An 18,361-nucleotide genomic window follows, 5' to 3' on the forward strand; every position below is an offset into this window, starting at 1 on the left:
CACCCATATAAGTTCCTTTAACAGGATTTATTAATGAAAATTTGTACTTTAACCACTTTAAAATTAGTAAGATGAAGAAGAAACACTACTTAACGATGATAGCGGCCATTATGTCGACGGGATTAAGTATGGCTCAAGCACAAAATCCAGAGTGCATGACCAATCTTTCCATTTACGCAGAACACGCTAAAGTAAAAAACTATGATGCCGCCTACGAACCATGGAAAATGGTTTATGAAAGCTGCCCAGACATCAACAAGGCCAATTTCTCCTACGGAGAAAAAATTCTGGCGCACAAAATAGACAACTCTTCAGGCGCCGATAAAGATGGATATATCCAGGAATTGTTGTCATTATATGACAACAGTAGAAAATATTTCCCAAAGAACTACCCGCCAGCGGCTACCGAAATCGATAAAGCACTTTTGCTTTACGACAACAAAATGGCATCCGATGAGCAGTTGTTCGGTATGTTGGACAAGGCTTTTAAGGAAGACCGTGATAACTTCAAAAACCCTAAAGCCCTATACCTATACTTCTCAGCTTTGGTGAATCTACATGATACAGGCAAGAAAGACCTGCAAGATGTTTTTGATACCTATGATGATGTAACCGAGAAAGTAGAGGAAGAAAATAAAAAATTGACCGATGTTGTCACCAAGTTGCTTCCGAAGGATTCATTGGGAACATTGACTTCCAAAGAAAAAAGACAATTGAGAGTGGCCAGCACTAACTCTGAGTCTTACGGGAAAATTGCAAGTAGCATCGACTCCAAATTGGGTGCCTTGGCAGATTGTGACAATCTTATCCCGCTATATGAAAAGAGTTATGATGCCAAAAAAGGAGATGTAAAATGGGTGAAGCGTGCCGTGGGAAGAATGTTCTCCAAAGAGTGTACGGACGACCCTATGTTCCGCAAGTTGTTTGAAGCCCAATTGGCTTTGGATCCTTCCGCAGATGCCTACATGTATGGAGGTGTTTTAAAACAAAAATCTGGAGATAACAAAGGAGCTATTGCAGACTTTAATAAAGCCGTGGAACTGGAAACGGATTCCTATAAGAAGTCCAATATCCTATACAAGATTGCCACTATTGTTCGAAAAAGCAGTAAATCACAAGGTAGAAGCTATGCGCTAAAAGCAGTTGATGCCAATCCAGCAAATGGTAAAGCATATTTGTTGATTGCCAATCTTTATGCTGGAAGTGCCAACGATTGTGGAACCTCTGCATTTGAGAAAAGAGCCATCTATTGGAAAGCTGCCGACATGGCCAGAAAAGCAGGAAGAGTAGATCCCTCTTTGAGCGGTCACGCCAGTCAAACTGCTGCAAGTTATGATGCAAAAGCCCCTACCAAGGAAATGATTTTCAGCTCTGGAATGGCAGGAAAAACCATTAGTTTCAGCTGCTGGGTAGGAGGTAGTGTTAAAGTACCTAATCTATAAGTTGAAACGAACATCCAGAAATATTTTAAAGTGTTTTGCCACGGCTTTTGTCGTGGCAATCCTTTTTATGTCCTGTAAGGACGACTATCAAAGGGTGGGTGAAGAAGCCATAAAACCTGTTTTCCCTGAAAGGATTGCCCATAACTTCACCTTCACATATACCGAGACCGTTGATGTCATGAGTTCCCAAGATTCTGCACAGTCCCGCGTAATTGCAGTGCTGTCCAGTCCTTTATCTGAGGATTATGACAACCAAAACTTTAAATTCCGTACCTTTCCTAATGGACTCAAGGTCGATTTTTTTGACGAGAAGAATCAAAAAAGTATTGTCAAGGCAGACTATGGGATTGTATATTCCCAGACCGGATTGATAGACTTACAGGGCAATGTGGTAATCGAAACCCATGATGGTAAAAAATTGGAAACTCCCCAACTGTTCTTTGATAGAAAGAATAATTGGATTTTTACCGAAGAGAAATTTACATATACCAACCCCGAAGATGGAACTATAATGGATGGAGAAGGAATGGATTTCAATAAGGAATTTAGTTTTTTAAAAGCCCATAAAACATATGGTCTAATGACTATCAAGGAAGAAAAAGAATAGTATGATAAAGATTTTACGATACACGGAATACCTTTATTTGGTCGTTGCCATTGTAGCTATATATAAGATTGTTACCCTTTGGCAGATAGACCCAAAGGAAACCTATATTTTTATATTTTTTGCGGTGGTCTCCATAGCCATGTTCTTATTTAGAAGGAGGTATCGCAAACGTTTTGAACAACGTAAAAAGGACAACCAACAATAATTTTGGACTTCTCTTTTGGTATCATAGCGCTTTCGCTGTTGTTCTCGGCCTTTTTTTCAGGAATGGAGATTGCTTTTATTTCTGCAAACAAAATCCATATCGAGATTGAGAAAAAGCAACAAGGATTTTTGGCAAAAGTATTGACACTGCTTACCCAAAAACCATCAAAATTTATAGCCACCATGCTCATTGGAAACAATATAGCATTGGTTATTTATGGACTTTTCATGGGAGATGTACTCATGAGATGGTTTCAAAGCCTGTTGCCCACAAACTTGGATTTTCTTAATGTGCTGCTCACAGATTTTAGTTTGGTGGCCCAAACAGTGATTTCAACCTTGATCATTTTGCTTACCGCCGAGTTTTTGCCCAAGGTACTTTTTCAAATCTATTCCAATACCCTACTGAAGTTCTTGGCCGTACCGGCCTATATTTTTTATGTGTTGTTCTCGTTCATCTCTTGGTTTGTAATCAAGGTATCGGATTTTATTCTCAAGATATTTTTTAAAACGGATGGGGATGAAGTGCAGTTATCATTTACCAAACTGGAACTTGGAGACTACATTACCGAGCAGATGGAAGCTGTGGAAGAGGAGGATGAGGTGGATTCTGAAATTCAGATATTCCAGAATGCCTTGGAGTTTTCTACCGTAAAGGCAAGGGAAGTTATGGTGCCAAGAACGGAAATCACCGCAGTGGAAATCTCCGAGACACCCAAAAATCTGGCAAAATTGTTCTCAGAGACAGGGTACTCCAAGATTTTGGTGTACAAGGAAAATATAGATGAAATCATTGGGTATGTGCATTCGTATGAGCTTTTTAAAAAACCCAAGACCTTAAAAAGTATCCTCTTGCCGGTTGAATTTGTTCCAGAGACCATGCCCATTCAGGATATTTTGAATGCCTTGACCAAAAAGAGGAAAAGTATGGCCGTGGTGTTGGATGAGTATGGTGGCACAGCGGGAATAATGACTGTTGAGGATATTATTGAAGAACTTTTTGGGGAGATAGAAGATGAGCACGACTCTACAGACCTTCATGAAGAACAACTAAGTGAAAATGTATATAAGTTCTCTGCCCGACTGGAAGTGGATTATATCAATGAAAATTATAAGTTGGAGCTGCCCGAAGGCGAGGAATACGAGACACTGGGCGGACTCATCATGAATGAGACAGGTGAAATACCCGAACAAGACTCAGAAGTAAAAATTGAAAATTTCACTTTTCACATTTTGGAAGTGTCCAGCACTAAAATCGATTTGGTGGTTGTGCGCGTTCATACTGAGGATTAACAAATTCCACGCTTTTTTAAGCTTTCCTATTTGAAAAGAAAGTGGTATTTTCGCCCACCGTAATTAAAGAAAATAAGCAGTAAAATGGCAATATTAGAGAATATTAGAAAACGGACAACCGTGTTGATTTTGATCATTGGTTTAGCGTTGTTCGCATTTGTAATATCCGGAGTCTTTTCCAGCAACGATTTTGCAGGAGGCAAAGTAGGCTCCTCGGTAGCTGAGGTAAATGGGGAAAGTATTTCCATTGATGACTTTAGAAGACAGGTAGAGACAGCCTCAAGACAGTACGGGCCCAATTTCTCTTCAACACAATTGGTGAACACCGTTTATGATCGCGAAGTAAGAAAAGCGATTTTGAACCAACAATATGAGGATTTGGGGATTGATGTGGAAAGTGACCAAATCATTGAGTTTGTAAAGACTTCGGGATATGCCCAGATTCCTGACTTTTTGGATGAAAATGGAATTTTCAACGAAGAAGTATTCAAAAGTGCGATTGCAGATTGGAAAGTGAACGATCCATTAAGATATGAAGCTTGGTTGCAGGATGAAAAAGCGATTATTGAAGCCGCCAAGGAACGCTTGTATTTTAACCTGATCAAAGGTGGAGTTGGTGCAACACTCGTTGAGGGTGAGTTTGACTATAAATTGGCCAATGAGAAGGTAGACATTCAATATGTACGTGTACCTTATACCTCCATTGCCGACAGTACTATAGAAGTTTCCAAAAGTGATATTCAGGCGTACATCAGCAATCATAAAAAACAGTTTGAACAAGATAAGGCACGGGATATACGCTTCATTTATTTTGAGGAAAGACCCTCCGTTGAAGATGAAAATGCCGTGAAGGAAGCCATTACTTCGCTGTTGGGGGATACGGTAGAGTATGATGAAGAAAGAGATGCAACCGATACTATTCCTGGGTTTAGAAACACAACGGACATGGTTGCTTTCTTGGATCGGAATTCCGATACAAAATTTGATACCATCTACAAAAGGCAGAATGAATTGCCAGCCGTGGTTGCTGATACACTGATGACCTTGGCCATTGGAGAAGTATACGGACCCTATAAAGATGGAAATTTCTATAGGGTTTCGAAGATCATGAACAAAAAAGCCAATGGATCGGTAAAGGCAAGCCATATCCTTTTTACATGGGAAGGTGCTGAAAGAGCCAATCCAAGCATAACCAGAACCAAGGAAGAAGCAGAAGCAAAAGCAAAAGAAATTTTGGCTGAAGCAAGAAAAGAAGGAGCTGTTTTCACAACATTGGCAAGAGAAAATTCAGATGGTCCATCCGCACCACGAGGCGGAGACTTGGGATATTTCCAAGAAGGAGTTATGGCTGATGGGTTCAATGACTTTTGTTTTGACAACCCAGTTGGAACAATTGGTCTGGTAGAAACTCAATTTGGTTTCCATGTCATTAAGGTTGATGATAAACAAGATGTAGTACAAGTTGCTACCCTTTCAAGGGAAATTGAACCTTCCGAGGAGACCATCAATACCTTGTTCACCGATGCCACCAAGTTCGAAATGGCGTCCATGGATGCCAAAGCAGAGGACTTTGGCGATATTGCCAGGGAGAGTAGCTATACCGTACGTCCTGTGAACAAGATCAAGGAAATGGATGAAAGTCTTCCCGGTTTGGGTTCACAGCGTAGTATTGTTCAATGGGCGTTTAATGAAGACACCAGTGTTGGCGATATTAGACGATTTAATGTGAACAACGGCTATGCGGTTGTACAGTTGACCAAAAAGTACAAAAAAGGGTTAATGACCCCTGAAGATGCTTCTACAATGGCTTTGCCACAAATCAGAAAAGAGCGTAAAGCAGAACAGATTATCGCTGCCAATCAAGGTAAGGCAATGGATGCAATAGCTTCTGACAACAATGTGAGTTTAAGCAATGCTACGGCAGTAACCTTAAAGTCACCAACCATACCAGGAGCAGGAAGAGAGCCGTTGGTAGTGGGCACGGCCTTTGCCCTTGGCCAAGATCAAACATCTGGATTGATCCAGGGTGAAACAGGTGTTTATATGCTAAAAGTGACAAAGAAGGAAGATGCTCCAGCTATGGAGAACTTTAGTACGTATGCGGGTAACTTGCGTGCAAGTGCGGCAAATAGAGTAAATGGAGAAGTATACAATGCACTTAGGGAAAATGCCGAAATAGAGGATAACAGAGCTACATTCTACTAAAATGTAGTTATTGGAAATATAAAAAAAGCGCCCAGTACTGTACTGGGCGCTTTTTTTATGACCTGTCCGGAACGTCCCATTTCATTTTGTATCGCATGTCAGTAATTTTTCCTCCAGAATCCACAGTTATTTCAAAGCCTTGTTTGGACCTCATATAAGCATCACGCAGAAAATACCATTTGCCGTTCTTAAAAAAGAATTCCCGTTTATCCAATTTCCAATCCTCCACTGGGTATAGAATGTCCAGAAGATCTTGAAATAAGGGAGCGGTCGTAGGGGTAAGAGTAAAATCTTCATGGAAGTGGCCTAAGAAATACGCCATGGAAGTATTTTTTTTGAGCTTCTGACAGCTTTGAATATCCGTACCGTCATCAATCACAATGAATTCATCCAAATCCCTGCCAGGGTCATCATAAATGTTGGAAGTCTCCAAGGCGATGCAGTATACTTTGTGTTTTAGGATATACTCTGTGGCTTCAGAAGTAATCTCAGTATAGGTGACTTTGGAATTCTCCTTGACAAATTGGTCAAGTCTTTGCGTGGTTTCAGGGGTTTGGGTGTATACATCCATTATGGATATGAACCCAACTGACAGATAGATAATGGGGATTTTACCGAACCATGGCATAATAGTCAACTTTTGGTTTATAGCTTAAACCTAGTGGATACTTCCATGGTATGGGCATTCCAATTGATGGATACCTTATTTGGGTTTACGAAATGACCAAAAAGATGACTTTGATGTTAAATTGGGTGGGGAGTATTTTTGGTTTAATCCCTAAAGAGTGCCATGGTAAAATCAAGGAGGTCGGTACCGCCTGGTTTCCCATGGCCCGGAATTATAATGTTTGCTTGGGGATACTTGGCTTTTACATTCTGGATGGTTTGCGGCCATGCCTCCGTATTGGCATCTTCCAGATTTCCCTTTCCGGCCCCTAGGGATTTTACCAAACATCCACCAAATAGTACTTGTTCACTTGGAAAATAACCGATGCTGTTGTCTTGGGTGTGGCCTTCTCCCAAATAATCTAGAATTACTTTTTTACTCCCAAGTTTTAGCTCTTTGGTATTGACAAATCCATTTTGAGGTACGGGATGGTCCTTTGCAGTGGCTAGTTCGATGGTTCTTTCGGTTGCATAGGAAGAAATGTTATGCTTGTGAAAAGCCTGCAGCCCTCCCAAACAATCGGTATGAAAATGCGTTGCTACGATTCCCGTCACCTTACATCCCAATTCTTCATCGACCCAACGAATCAATTCTTCAGATTCGGCATCAGTGTTGGGGGTATCAAAAATGATTGCTTCTCCTTCGTCAATAACAATTAAACCATTGCAGGCCACTTTTCCAAAATCCTGGGTATTCAGATAGGTAATGTGTTGAAAAGTATTTTCAGACAGTTGCTCTACCACAAGTTGGTCGCCTTCATACCTAACAGGTGTTTTTTTTGAGGTACAGCCCAAAAGGACAAAAAAGAAAATGACGTATGAAGAGAGTTTGTTCATGATGAGGTATTTTGGGAATGGAGCCAAAACTCACAACGCCATTTTGGAAAATGGGATGATGGTTTTGAATCCTTTGCCACGAAAATAATCCAAAGTATTTTCATTTCCCACGGCCAAAACAAAATCTCCACCCCAAGCCCCCAAACTTTTAATGGCGTTGGGATAGTCTGGAAAAATTCGTGATTTTACCGTTGGGATTTGAAGAATTTCGGATAAGATGGCCTCATGCTCTTCCATTAGACTTTCAAACTTCGTCAAAATGTTTTCCGATACCATATTGTTTGTGATATCGGATATCCGCCCCAATAAATCATCTTTGTTAAACTGCTGCTTTCTGTAGTTGGCGATGGCCTCTTTACTGCTCTGTTTTTGGTTCAGGTGGATAAAATAAAGCGAGTCTTTAAACTTAGGGTCAAACGACACCTTATTGATTTCCGGTTTCCCATCTTTTAATTGGTAGGTAATTGCTGAAACATGTTGGGCACAAGCAATATCGTACCCGCTTCCGCCAAAAGCGTTCCATAAAAGTTGATAGGCATCCACGCGCGCCCATTGGGCCAAATTATTAATGAGTGTAGAGGAAGTTCCCAATCCCCAAGATGTTGGGAAGGTAAGATGTGTTTCAATTTGAAAACCCTCACTATCTGTCAATAGCAGGGGATTTTGTTCGTTGGCTTCCAATAGTAAGGACTTCAGGGTTTTGGCCACTGATTGGTCCGATGTGGAAACAATACTCAAATTGGTAAGGTCCAATTTGGCGGAGAACCAAATGTTCTTGTTCTCTTCAAAACTGGTCCATTCCAGAAAACCAGTAGTGGTGGGAGTTACATGGAGTGATTGCCCATAGCTGGTAGGAATGGCCAATCCTAAAGCTCCATCCAAAATGGCATACTCGCCAGAAAGCAATAATTTACCATTACTGTAAAACTCTTTCTTCATTATTCTGCTTTAATCTTCTCCAATGCAGCCTTAACCGAAGCGTTGGTAACAGTTCTGTCCTTAAAATACTGGACCAGTTGCTGTTTTTCACTTTCTGAGGCTCCCATTTGGTTGAGCATGTTCATCAAGTGCATTTTCATGTGCCCTTTCTGGATTCCGGTGGTGACCAGAGATCGTAGCGCTGCAAAATTCTGTGCCAATCCGGCAACGGCAACAATCTGCATCAACTCCTTTGCGGATGGATTTTGAAGGATTTCCAGTCCCAATTTCACCAAAGGATGTAATGTGGTTAAACCACCTACAGTACCCAAAGCCAAAGGGATTTCAATCCAAAATGAGAAAATGTCGTTTTCTATGGAGGCATGGGTCAGGCTGGAATACTGCCCGTCTTTTGAAGCATAGGCATGTACTCCGGCCTCCACGGCCCTAAAATCGTTTCCAGTGGCCAAGACCACCGCATCCACTCCGTTCATGATTCCCTTGTTGTGGGTCACGGCCCGATAAGGTTCCACTTTGGCTATATTCACCGCCTGTACAAATTTTTCAGCGGAGACCCCACCTTTTTCAAATTCTGATACCGTACAACTTACCTCGGCCCTTACCAAACAATTGGGAACGTAGTTGGAGAGGATGCTCATGACGATCTCAATCTCCTTTTCCTCTTGGGCGAAGTTGGCATATAAAGCTGCTTCATCCTTCAGCGTCTTGGCAAACTGTTCCAAACACGAATTGATGAAATTGGCCCCCATGGCATCCAACGTCTCAAACGTACAATGCAGTTGGTGGTAGCCTTCCATTTTATCACTGAGGTCCCGTAATTGAATATCGTTGATGCCCCCGCCACGTTTTTCCATGTTTTGGGTAATGGAAGATACACTTTGGATGAGCTTTGGTTTTAACTTCTCAAAAAAGCCTTGAAGTTTTCGGACATCTCCCTTATAGATAAAATGTACTTGCCCCACTTTTTCAGTATCAATGACTTTCGTCTTGAATCCGCCCCGATTCAACCAAAATTTGGCCGCCTTGCTGGCCGCCGCTACTACAGAGCTTTCCTCAATGGCCATGGGGATGACATGAAGTTTTCCGTTGATCAAAAAATTGGGGGCTATGGCAAAAGGGAGGTAATAATTGGAGATAGTATTTTCTATGAACTCGTCGTGAAGCTTCTGAACCGTTGGGTCGGGATTCCAATACTGTTCCAGCAATTTTTTGGAAGCTTTGGGGTCTGCGGTGAAATGCTCGGCAATGTAGGCTATCTTCTCGGCTTTTGAGCGTTTGGAAAATCCTTCAACAGGGGTGTCCATAGTGTTCGGTTAAAAAGGTTCAAATATAAAGATAATAGAACTTTGGGGTAGGTCTGGTCAAAACTTAAGCGTTGATTAGGTAGGATGTTGTGAATCAGTTCTTGTTGCAAATGCAACATTTAAGTTTATTTTTTCGATAAATATTAGTAAACTTGACAGTTTTAAATAATTTTTTCTCCACATGAACAAAAAGTTCTTCTTGATCCTATCCCTTTTAGGATTTTTGACCATTTCCACAGCACAAAAGAAAAAAATTACCCTCGAAGAAATTTGGGGTGGCGAATTTAGGACCGAGTACATGGACGTACTCCGTTCCATGAAAAACGGAAAACAGTACACCATTTTGAATTTTACCCAATCACCCCAGACCAGTAGTTTGGACAAATATGATTATCAAACTTTGGAAAAGGTAGAAACTATTGTAGCCTCAGGCGGTACTGTGCCATTTTTTACCTCATATACCTTCAGTGAGGATGAATCAAAGATAATGTTGGCCACAGAGGTTGAGCCGATTTTTAGAAGATCAAGATTAGGAATATACTATGTGTATGATATCGCATCCAAGAGCATGACAAAGGTTAGTGACACCAAAATCCAAGAACCTATGTTATCTCCAGATGGTTCTAAAGTAGCTTACGTACAGGACAATGACCTGTACATTTTCAATGTTGCTTCCAAGACAGTGCAACAGATAACCACAGATGGGAATAAGGGAACCATCATCAATGGGGTCACGGATTGGGTGTACGAAGAGGAATTTGCCTTTGTCCGTGCCTTTGAATGGAACAGTGATGGCAGCAAAATTGCCTTTTTACGATTTGATGAAACCGAAGTGCCTTTATTTTCCATGGATGTATATGGACAGGGGCTCTACCCGTTTCCGTATGAATTTAAATATCCCAAAGCAGGAGAAAACAATTCCATAGTAACCTTACACATGCTGGATGTGAAGTCGGGTTCCATTTCTAAAGTGGATTTGGGTAATCCCTATTACATTCCTCGCATCAAATGGATGAATAGTCCAGAACATTTGAGTGTACAGACCATCAACCGACACCAAAACCATATTAAACTGTTGGATGTTAACGCCAAGGATAATTCGGTTTCCATTTTGTTGGAAGAAAAGGACAAGGCCTATGTTGATATTGATGACGATCTTACCTTTTTGCCCGACGATAGTTTTATCTGGACCAGCGAAGGCGACGGTTTCAACCACTTGTACCTGCACAGCAAAAACGGCAAGCTGAAAAACCAGATTACCAATGGGCCATGGGAGGTGACCCAGTATTATGGGTATGATGAGGCCAATGATAAAATTTACTATCAATCTGTGGAGAACGGTTCCATTAATCGGGACGTTTACAGCATCGCCAGCTCTGGAAAGGATAAAAAAAGGTTGAGCAACAAGGAAGGAACCAATTCAGCAGCTTTCAGTGCCGATTACACCTATTACATCAACACCTTTTCAAGTGCTACAACGCCTTACGAGTTCACCCTCCATCAAGTGGCTAAAGGCAAACGAATCAAAGACTTAAAGGAAGATAATGAGCTTATCAGCAAAGGCAGGTTGATTAAGGATAATGGAGCTTTGTTGAAAAAATTGGAGGGATATGAACTTGTTCCCAAGGAGTTTTCAACCATTAACATCAATGGGAACGACCTGAACATGTGGATGATGAAACCGGCCGATTTCGACCCTGCAAAAAAATACCCTATGATCATGTTCCAATACAGTGGCCCTGGTTCGCAGCAAGTGGCCAATAGCTGGTTGGGAAGCAATGACTACTGGCATGAAATGTTGGCCTCTGAGGGCTACATCGTTGTTTGTGTGGATGGTAGGGGGACAGGTTATAAAGGGCGTGACTTTAAAAAAGTCACCTATTTGAACCTAGTGAAATATGAGACCGAGGACCAAATTGCTGCGGCCAAAAAATTAAGCGAACTGCCTTATGTGGATGAAGACCGAACCGGAATATGGGGATGGAGCTTTGGGGGACATATGAGCACCAATTGCTTGTTGAAAGGGAATGATGTCTTTGAAATGGGCATTGCCGTGGCCCCGGTGACCAACTGGAGGTTCTACGATACCATTTACACCGAACGTTTTTTGCGTACCCCTGAAGAAAATCCCGAAGGGTATGACAATGAGTCTCCATTCAACTATCCCGAACTGCTCAAGGGTAAATATCTGTTGGTGCACGGTTCTGGGGATGACAATGTGCATGTGCAGAACTCCATGCGAATGATAGAAGCTTTGGTACAGGCCAACAAACCTTTTGATTGGGCCATTTATCCCGATAAGAACCACGGTATTTATGGAGGTAATACCCGATTACACCTGTTCACTAAAATGACCAATTTCATCAAGGAAAATTTATAACCAATACATAAAACATATGTCAGACATTGTAAAACCAGCCGATGAGAAAACCCTTTTTGGGCACCCGCAGGGGCTTTTCTACCTATTTTTTGCTGAACTGTGGGAGCGTTTCAGTTTTTATGGGATGCGGGCCCTGCTGTATCTTTATATGGTTGAGGTCATATTTGAAGCATTGGTCACTAGAGACTACGCAGCAGCGGCGATTTACTCTTCTTATGGCTCGTTAGTCTATGCTTCTACAGTAATCGGAGGAAAGATTTCCGATACCATAATTGGAATGAGAAGGTCAATTTTTTTAGGAGGGATTTTAATGTCCTTGGGTCATTTTGTATTGGCTATTGACAATAATATAGCTTTCTTTTTGGCCTTGGCTTTTATCATTGTGGGCAACGGATTCTTCAAACCCAATATCTCAACCTTTGTGGGAACGTTGTACAAGGATGGTGATACCCGAAAAGATTCAGGGTTCACCATTTTTTACATGGGAATTAATATAGGGGGCTTTATTTCACCCTTGCTCTGTGGTTGGTTGGGACATACCTATGGTTGGCACTACGGATTTGGTCTGGCTGGAATAGGCATGTTGACTGGATTGTTGTTTTTCTGGAGGGGTATCAAAAAGAATGTATTTGGTGATGGAGGTAAACCACCTAGCATGGAAGTCTATGAAAAGAAAATTTGGGGGATTCCACAAAAACATTTAGTTACACTCTTGGCTTTTTTATCAGCTCCACTGATTGCACTCCTTCTTCATTCTTATAAACCAATTGGAAGCGAAGGATCTTTCTTTGAGAACCAGAATCCAGTTAACCTGATTTTCAATTTTATGTTAATCCCCATAGGAATTTACTTGATTTATATTATGATCAAAGCTACTTTGGATGAGCGGAAAAAACTCTTTATGGCCATTTTGATTACGTTCTTTATGACCATATTTTGGGGATTCCATGAGCTTCATGGTAGTGTAATTACCCTTTTTGCGGCTAGGAATGTCAACCTTTCTTTGATCAATGCGAGCCAGACAAATGCCTTGAATTCCATGTTCATTGTTATTCTTTCCATACCCATATCGGTTATGTGGACGTACATGGCCAAGAAGAAAATCAACCCAAGAACACCATATAAGTTTGGTATGGGGTTAGTATTGGCCGGGTTGGCCTTTTATGTCGTTTCTTTAAGTGGTGGTAGTGCCGATGAAAATGGAATGGTTCCCTTTTCATATTTACTTGCCTTATACTTCCTGATTTCGGTTGGAGAATTGTTTATGTCGCCCGTAGGGCTTTCCAAAATAACCGATCTTTCGCCAAAACGTATTGTAGCGTTTATGATGGGGATATGGTTCTTGTCATCGGCCTATGCATTTCAAATAGTAGGGTTCATCTCCAAGCAATTGGCCATTGAAAGTACCGATAGCAATGTGGGAGGTTTCGATACCTTGAATGTGTATTTGGATGGTTTTAGTCTCATTGCCAAATATTCCTTGGTAGCGGGTGTAGTGGTGCTGATTTTTGCACCATTGATGAAACGTTTAATGGGTAACGTCCACTAGTCCATATCAAAATCAAAAACATAATATCCCTTTTCGCCAGTATGGTGGAAAGGGATTTCTTTTTGGGCACAAGTCCGTTTCCAGCGGTATATGTAACTGGGATAATTGCTGCCATCGGCCAATACCATTTTTGGGCGTACGGAATCCAAAAAACGCTCCAGATTGATTTTTGGGGACTGGGTGAGCAGAACAAAATCTTGATTTCTTTCTATGGGGTAAATCCCTAAACTGTCCATGATGTATAACTTTTTTTGACCGATGGAGTAATTGTTCTTGAGTTGTATATTGTCAATAGTCTTGATCCGTTCTGCCACGGAATAATCTTGGACAATGTTGCCTGGATTAATACTGTCTTGGGCATAAACATGCAAAGCATTGCCCAACTGGTGCAGCAAAATGGAGTTTCGAGATCTGTGGACCAAGACCAATGCTTCTTTTTGCTGGAGTTGTATCTGGCTCCAAATGCCCCAAGTTTGAAAAGCAATGATGCCACTACATAAAATTAAAGTGGGTTTCAGTTTTGGTTGAGATAGGAATACCACCATGGAAATTACGATGGCGTAGCCTAAAACCAACTGGACATCGTCAAACGGAATATCCTTGATTACAAATTCCTCTTGTTTGGCCACCCAACCCACAATGGAATTCATGGTTTGTATGACCCAATTATAGGAAACCACTAAAAAAGAGGGAAGTTGATTCAGTAGGGCCAAAGCCATGACCAAAATGCCAAGGCCCAAAATCAACCCTAAAAATGGAATGATCAAAAGATTGGACACAAAAAACAAGGCCGGAAATTGATGGAAATAGAACAGGCTAATGGGCAATACTCCCAATTGGGCGGCCAAGCTTACAGATAGCAACTGCCATATTTTGCGCACGATGATGTGCTCCGGGAACCAAAACCGCTGCAATTTTGGATAGATCCAAACAATGGCAAATACAGCAGCATAACTCATCTGAAAGCCCACTTGGAACAGAAAGAGCGGTTTGATCAACAAAATAAACCACATGGAAAGGGCAATGATATTAAAGGCGTTGGTAGGGCGGTTCAAATACAGGGCATAGGCTACAAAGGAAAACATGGTAACGGCCCGTACGATGGAAGGGGAAAGTCCGGCCACAAAGGCATATGCCCACAATAGGACGACCACGCCGACCAGTTTTAAGGTTTTTCCCTTAGGGAAACGCTCCAAGGGTGACAACAAAAACTGAAAGATGAAAAGCAGGATACCCACATGCAGTCCCGATACTGCCAAGATATGTATGGCGCCTGCGTTGGCATAATTGTTATAGGTGCTTTCCGAAATGTCGTCCCGTTGTCCCAACAACAAGGCTTGGATAACGGCCAGTTCGTCTGCACCGAAAGGATACTCTTTCAGTTTTGCGATGAGGTGTTCCCTAAAATTTGAGGCCAACCCAACTATGGTCAAAGAGGATGTTTCCTGCACGACAATGGATTCATGACCCGTCCGCATCTGATGAAAAATGCCCTGCTTTCCCAGATAGTCCTTGTAATTGAACTGATGCGGATTCAAGGGAGGTTGAATGGTTTCCGCCTTGGAGAATATAAAAAGCTCATCATCAATCTTAAAGTTCTTTTTGGTGGAATCCACAGGAAGACTGAGCAATAGTTTACCTGTTGCCTTTTTATGTTCCAGACCTTCGACTACAACCACATAGCGTTGGGTGTAGGGATTGGGTTTTAAGACCTCCCTTACCTTCAGCTGCCATAATTGGTCTTGGGTAAAATCGTTATGCGAATAATGGCTCCCCAAATTGTTGGAGAGCGATAGACCAACCACCAACATACCTAAGGATGCGGTTATAAGCAGGGTGGTCAACTCAAAAAAGGGAACACCATCCCTTGCCTGCCTTTTGTAGGTAAAGTACAGGACGGGGAACAGGATACAAATCGCAATGAACGGGATGCGAGGTGCGATATCCAGATAAAAGCCCAAAACAATTCCCACAATGACAAACACTGTGAGTTTGATGGACACAAAATTAAACGAGCGCACTATAAAATACGCATGGCCTTTACAAAGGCATAGTTCCAGTATCCCTCCCGTAATGAGGATACCAAAACACCCCTTGAGGTCGTGGCATGAATGAATTTAATGTCATCTCCATCCACATCCACCACAAGGCCCACATGGTTGATGCGCTTTCCGGTTTTACTCGTTTTAAAAAAGAGCAAATCGCCCTTTTGTACATCTTCCACCTGTATTTTTTGGCCCTCAAGGGCCATTTGGTACGAAGTTCTAGGAAATAGGATCTCATTCTCCTTTAGGGAAACATAGACCAATCCAGAACAATCCATACCTTTTTTGGTGGTGCCCCCGTATTTGTAGCGTGTTCCAGAATAGCCCATAGCGGTGGAAATGATGGCCTCGGCCTTGGCATTTTCACGTTCTTCCTTTCTGGTTTTTTTCTCGGGGGATGTGTCTTCTGTTGACCCCTCTACCGTAATGGTTCGGGTCTTGCTGTAGGTTCGTTTTCTCTTGCCTGGGCCGCAACTGATAAAGGCAAAAAGAAACAGTAAGAAAATGGTTTTACGTAGCATCCAAGAAATAGTATTGTTTTCTTGGACGTTAAATCTAAGCATTTTCAATGATTAATCGGGCGGCTAATTGACTGGCGCCTTTTCCACCCAATTTTTTTCGTAGCAATTCATAGTCCTCTATAATTTGTTCCCGCTCTTGTCCTGCCACTATTTTTGAAAGCTCATTTTTGAGGTTTTTGGTGGTCAGGTCGTTTTGAATAAGTTCTTTGACCACCTCTCTTCCCATAATCAAATTGACCAGTGAAATAAAGTCGAGTGTGATGATGCGTTTGGCAATTTGGTAAGAAATCCAATTGCCCTTGTAGCACACCACTTGGGGAATGCCGAAAAGGGCCGTTTCCAAAGTGGCCGTCCCACTGGTTACCAAAGCCGCATGGGAATGTTTGAGCAAGGAATAGGTTTTGTTGGATACATAACCCACTCTGCTTTCCTTTAGGAAAGGAGCGTAAAATTCATCTGGTAGGCTAGGGGCTCCCGCAATCACAAATTGGTATTCGGGAAAATCACCTTTTACGGACAGCATCACGTCCAACATCTTTTGAACCTCCTGTTTTCTGCTTCCGGGAAGTAAGGCAATAATAGGTTTCTGGTTGTCCAATCCATTTTCTTTTCTGAAAGTGGCCTCATCCACCAAAGGGGTGTTCTCTATGGCATCGATAAGGGGGTGGCCCACAAACTGCACGGGGTATCCATGTTTTTTTTCATAGAACTCCTTTTCAAAAGGAAGGATGACGTACATGGCATCAATATCACGCTTGATTTTTTGGATGCGCCCCTCCCGTGAGGCCCAAATTTGAGGGGAAATATAATAGTTGGTTCTAAAGCCATTTTGTTTGGCCCATTGGGCTATCCGAAGGTTGAAGCCGGAAAAATCAATAAAAATGACCACATCCGGATTGAATTTTTTGATGTCTTCCTTGCAAAAAGCGATGTTTTTAAAAATGGTGGGGATGTTCATGATCACCTCAAGAAATCCCATAAAGGCCATATCCTTGTAATGCTTGGCCAATTGCCCTCCGGCCTGCTGCATCAAATCACCGCCCCAACAACGGATATCTGCATCAAGATCTTCATCCTTCAGCGCCTTGATTAGGTTGGAGCCGTGCAGATCGCCGGAAGCCTCACCCGCTATGATATAATACTTCATCGTATAATGCTCAAGTTCAATTAGAACAAAACTTTGTAGGCCAAAATCACCAAGGCGGTCAACAATGTGGCAATCATGACCCCTCTTGCCCTCAAATCCCTTTTGATACGGAGAAACCCGAAGAATGCAATCAGGTTCAAAATGGCACCCAAGGCCAATAAACTGCCAATATGGCCTTGTTCCACTGCGGCATTGAAGGTATCCACAATACCGATATCAGAAAACAAAAGAATGTATAGTAAAGTGCCAAAAGTGTTTGCTATGATGCCCACAACAAAACCGATAATGATTTCCTTTTTAGTGTCCATTCAAGTTCCAGTTGTTAATGTTCGAAATGGCATGGTGTGCCGTAAGGTCAAATTGGGTGGGTACCACTGAAATATAACCGTTGGCCAGCGCCCATTCATCTGTATCCTCACCTTTGTCCAAAAGTTCAAATTCGCCCGTCAACCAATAATAATCCTTTCCAGAGGGGCTGGTGCGCTTGTCGAATTCCTCCTTCCAATTCCCTCGCGCCTGCCTACAAACCTTGATGCCTTTGGGTTCTTCAGAGGTTTTGGGAATGTTCACATTGAGCACGGTCCCCTTTGGGATTCCATTGGCCAAAGCCTCTGCTACAATTTTTTTGATAGGCTTTAGGGATGGCTCAAAATTGGCCTCCCATGAATAATCGCATAGGGAAAACCCAATGGCAGGAATACCTTCGATACCTGCCTCTATGGCAGCACTCATGGTGCCAGAATAGATGACGTTGATGGAAGAGTTGGACCCGTGGTTGATGCCACTCACACAAATATCCGGTTTTCGGTCCAAGATTACCTTAAGGGCCAATTTTACACAATCGGCTGGCGTGCCACTGCAGCTGTACTCACTTGGAGCACCTTCCTTATGGTCTACCACCACTTTCTTGGAAAATAGGGTGCTGTCTACCGTTATGGCATGTCCCATGCCCGATTGTGGACTGTCTGGGGCCACTACAATAACGTCCCCTATTTCTTTCATGGTCCGTATTAAGGCCCTTAGGCCTGGTGCGGTAATTCCATCATCATTGGTGACCAGAATGAGCGGTTTTTCCATTTTGCATAATTAATGGCATAAAAATACGTTTTTCATAAGGATATGACGTCCCAACCGTTTAACAAAAAATTAAGCGGGACACAACGAACTGGCACGGTTTTTTCAGTATCTTAGGGAATTCATACAATTAAAAACGACGGATACC

General features: G+C 42.1%; 16 protein-coding genes. 7 read left to right on the top strand and 9 right to left on the bottom strand.

What is annotated here, in order from left to right; all coding sequences use genetic code 11:
• The first annotated feature begins 71 nt into the window (after positions 1-71).
• From EZV76_RS04910 to EZV76_RS04930, 5 genes are all read left to right on the top strand, one after another.
• Positions 72-1,442, top strand: a complete 1,371-nt coding sequence (locus EZV76_RS04910) for a tetratricopeptide repeat protein (RefSeq protein ID WP_136565450.1) — start codon at positions 72-74, stop codon at positions 1,440-1,442.
• A 1-nt stretch (position 1,443) separates the two neighbouring features.
• Positions 1,444-2,049, top strand: a complete 606-nt coding sequence (gene lptC, locus EZV76_RS04915; protein WP_136565451.1) for an LPS export ABC transporter periplasmic protein LptC — start codon at positions 1,444-1,446, stop codon at positions 2,047-2,049.
• Position 2,050: 1 nt separating this feature from the next.
• On the top strand, positions 2,051-2,254 hold the full coding sequence (locus EZV76_RS04920; protein WP_136565452.1) for an NfeD family protein: 204 nt from the start codon (positions 2,051-2,053) through the stop codon (positions 2,252-2,254).
• A gap of 2 nt (positions 2,255-2,256) precedes the next feature.
• Positions 2,257-3,546: a hemolysin family protein gene (locus tag EZV76_RS04925; RefSeq protein WP_136565453.1), complete on the top strand. Its 1,290-nt coding sequence runs from the start codon at positions 2,257-2,259 to the stop codon at positions 3,544-3,546.
• 84 nt (positions 3,547-3,630) lie between these two features.
• Entirely contained in the window at positions 3,631-5,751 is a 2,121-nt protein-coding gene (locus EZV76_RS04930; RefSeq protein ID WP_136565454.1) for a peptidylprolyl isomerase, read from the top strand.
• A gap of 55 nt (positions 5,752-5,806) precedes the next feature.
• On the opposite strand, the gene EZV76_RS04935 is transcribed toward EZV76_RS04930, so the two are convergent.
• The 4 genes from EZV76_RS04935 to EZV76_RS04950 form a co-directional block, all read right to left on the bottom strand.
• Positions 5,807-6,379: a hypothetical protein gene (locus EZV76_RS04935; protein ID WP_136565455.1), complete on the bottom strand. Its 573-nt coding sequence runs from the start codon at positions 6,377-6,379 to the stop codon at positions 5,807-5,809.
• A gap of 143 nt (positions 6,380-6,522) precedes the next feature.
• A complete protein-coding gene (gene bla, locus EZV76_RS04940) occupies positions 6,523-7,254 on the bottom strand; it encodes a subclass B1 metallo-beta-lactamase (RefSeq protein WP_136565456.1) in 732 nt (243 codons plus the stop codon).
• Positions 7,255-7,284: 30 nt separating this feature from the next.
• Positions 7,285-8,193, bottom strand: a complete 909-nt coding sequence (locus EZV76_RS04945; protein WP_136565457.1) for a GYDIA family GHMP kinase — start codon at positions 8,191-8,193, stop codon at positions 7,285-7,287.
• Positions 8,193-9,497, bottom strand: coding sequence for a hydroxymethylglutaryl-CoA reductase, degradative (locus EZV76_RS04950; RefSeq protein ID WP_136565458.1), 1,305 nt, complete (start codon positions 9,495-9,497; stop codon positions 8,193-8,195). The genes EZV76_RS04945 and EZV76_RS04950 overlap by 1 nt, the downstream gene beginning before the upstream one ends.
• A gap of 181 nt (positions 9,498-9,678) precedes the next feature.
• Between EZV76_RS04950 and EZV76_RS04955 the strand changes: the two genes are divergently transcribed.
• Together EZV76_RS04955 and EZV76_RS04960 are read left to right on the top strand one after the other, a co-directional pair.
• Complete coding sequence (locus tag EZV76_RS04955) at positions 9,679-11,877, top strand: S9 family peptidase (protein ID WP_136565459.1); 2,199 nt, start codon at positions 9,679-9,681, stop codon at positions 11,875-11,877.
• Positions 11,878-11,893: 16 nt separating this feature from the next.
• The gene (locus tag EZV76_RS04960) at positions 11,894-13,426 is read left to right on the top strand and encodes a peptide MFS transporter (RefSeq protein WP_136565460.1); all 1,533 of its coding nucleotides are present in this window, start codon (positions 11,894-11,896) and stop codon (positions 13,424-13,426) included.
• On the opposite strand, the gene EZV76_RS04965 is transcribed toward EZV76_RS04960, so the two are convergent.
• The 5 genes from EZV76_RS04965 to surE are packed head-to-tail and all read right to left on the bottom strand — an operon-like array spanning position 13,423 to position 18,216.
• Positions 13,423-15,429: a ComEC/Rec2 family competence protein gene (locus tag EZV76_RS04965; RefSeq protein WP_136565461.1), complete on the bottom strand. Its 2,007-nt coding sequence runs from the start codon at positions 15,427-15,429 to the stop codon at positions 13,423-13,425. The two genes, EZV76_RS04960 and EZV76_RS04965, sit on opposite strands and share 4 nt — an antisense overlap.
• A gap of 17 nt (positions 15,430-15,446) precedes the next feature.
• Complete coding sequence (locus EZV76_RS04970) at positions 15,447-15,992, bottom strand: C40 family peptidase (RefSeq protein ID WP_136565558.1); 546 nt, start codon at positions 15,990-15,992, stop codon at positions 15,447-15,449.
• Between the two features lie 34 nt (positions 15,993-16,026).
• Positions 16,027-17,139 carry a lipid-A-disaccharide synthase gene (lpxB, locus tag EZV76_RS04975; protein WP_136565462.1) on the bottom strand — a complete coding sequence of 371 codons (1,113 nt, stop codon included), beginning with the start codon at positions 17,137-17,139 and terminating at the stop codon, positions 16,027-16,029.
• Between the two features lie 20 nt (positions 17,140-17,159).
• Positions 17,160-17,447, bottom strand: a complete 288-nt coding sequence (locus EZV76_RS04980) for a hypothetical protein (protein WP_116216237.1) — start codon at positions 17,445-17,447, stop codon at positions 17,160-17,162.
• Positions 17,437-18,216: a 5'/3'-nucleotidase SurE gene (gene surE, locus EZV76_RS04985; RefSeq protein WP_136565463.1), complete on the bottom strand. Its 780-nt coding sequence runs from the start codon at positions 18,214-18,216 to the stop codon at positions 17,437-17,439. The genes EZV76_RS04980 and surE overlap by 11 nt, the downstream gene beginning before the upstream one ends.
• Positions 18,217-18,361 lie beyond the last annotated feature (145 nt).

Source organism: Flagellimonas alvinocaridis, from assembly GCF_004916895.1.
In the GTDB taxonomy this organism is placed as follows: domain Bacteria; phylum Bacteroidota; class Bacteroidia; order Flavobacteriales; family Flavobacteriaceae; genus Flagellimonas; species Flagellimonas alvinocaridis.

Excerpts from the sequence above, each read along its gene's own strand:
- lpxB (WP_136565462.1), bottom strand. The coding sequence starts at position 17,139 with ATGAAGTATTATATCATAGCGGGTGAGGCTTCCGGCGATCTGCACGGC.
- EZV76_RS04970 (WP_136565558.1), bottom strand. The coding sequence starts at position 15,992 with ATGCTACGTAAAACCATTTTCTTACTGTTTCTTTTTGCCTTTATCAGT.
- EZV76_RS04910 (WP_136565450.1), top strand. The coding sequence starts at position 72 with ATGAAGAAGAAACACTACTTAACGATGATAGCGGCCATTATGTCGACG.
- EZV76_RS04930 (WP_136565454.1), top strand. The coding sequence starts at position 3,631 with ATGGCAATATTAGAGAATATTAGAAAACGGACAACCGTGTTGATTTTG.
- EZV76_RS04950 (WP_136565458.1), bottom strand. The coding sequence starts at position 9,497 with ATGGACACCCCTGTTGAAGGATTTTCCAAACGCTCAAAAGCCGAGAAG.
- EZV76_RS04960 (WP_136565460.1), top strand. The coding sequence starts at position 11,894 with ATGTCAGACATTGTAAAACCAGCCGATGAGAAAACCCTTTTTGGGCAC.
- EZV76_RS04920 (WP_136565452.1), top strand. The coding sequence starts at position 2,051 with ATGATAAAGATTTTACGATACACGGAATACCTTTATTTGGTCGTTGCC.
- EZV76_RS04980 (WP_116216237.1), bottom strand. The coding sequence starts at position 17,447 with ATGGACACTAAAAAGGAAATCATTATCGGTTTTGTTGTGGGCATCATA.
- EZV76_RS04945 (WP_136565457.1), bottom strand. The coding sequence starts at position 8,193 with ATGAAGAAAGAGTTTTACAGTAATGGTAAATTATTGCTTTCTGGCGAG.
- bla (WP_136565456.1), bottom strand. The coding sequence starts at position 7,254 with ATGAACAAACTCTCTTCATACGTCATTTTCTTTTTTGTCCTTTTGGGC.
- EZV76_RS04935 (WP_136565455.1), bottom strand. The coding sequence starts at position 6,379 with ATGCCATGGTTCGGTAAAATCCCCATTATCTATCTGTCAGTTGGGTTC.
- surE (WP_136565463.1), bottom strand. The coding sequence starts at position 18,216 with ATGGAAAAACCGCTCATTCTGGTCACCAATGATGATGGAATTACCGCA.
- EZV76_RS04955 (WP_136565459.1), top strand. The coding sequence starts at position 9,679 with ATGAACAAAAAGTTCTTCTTGATCCTATCCCTTTTAGGATTTTTGACC.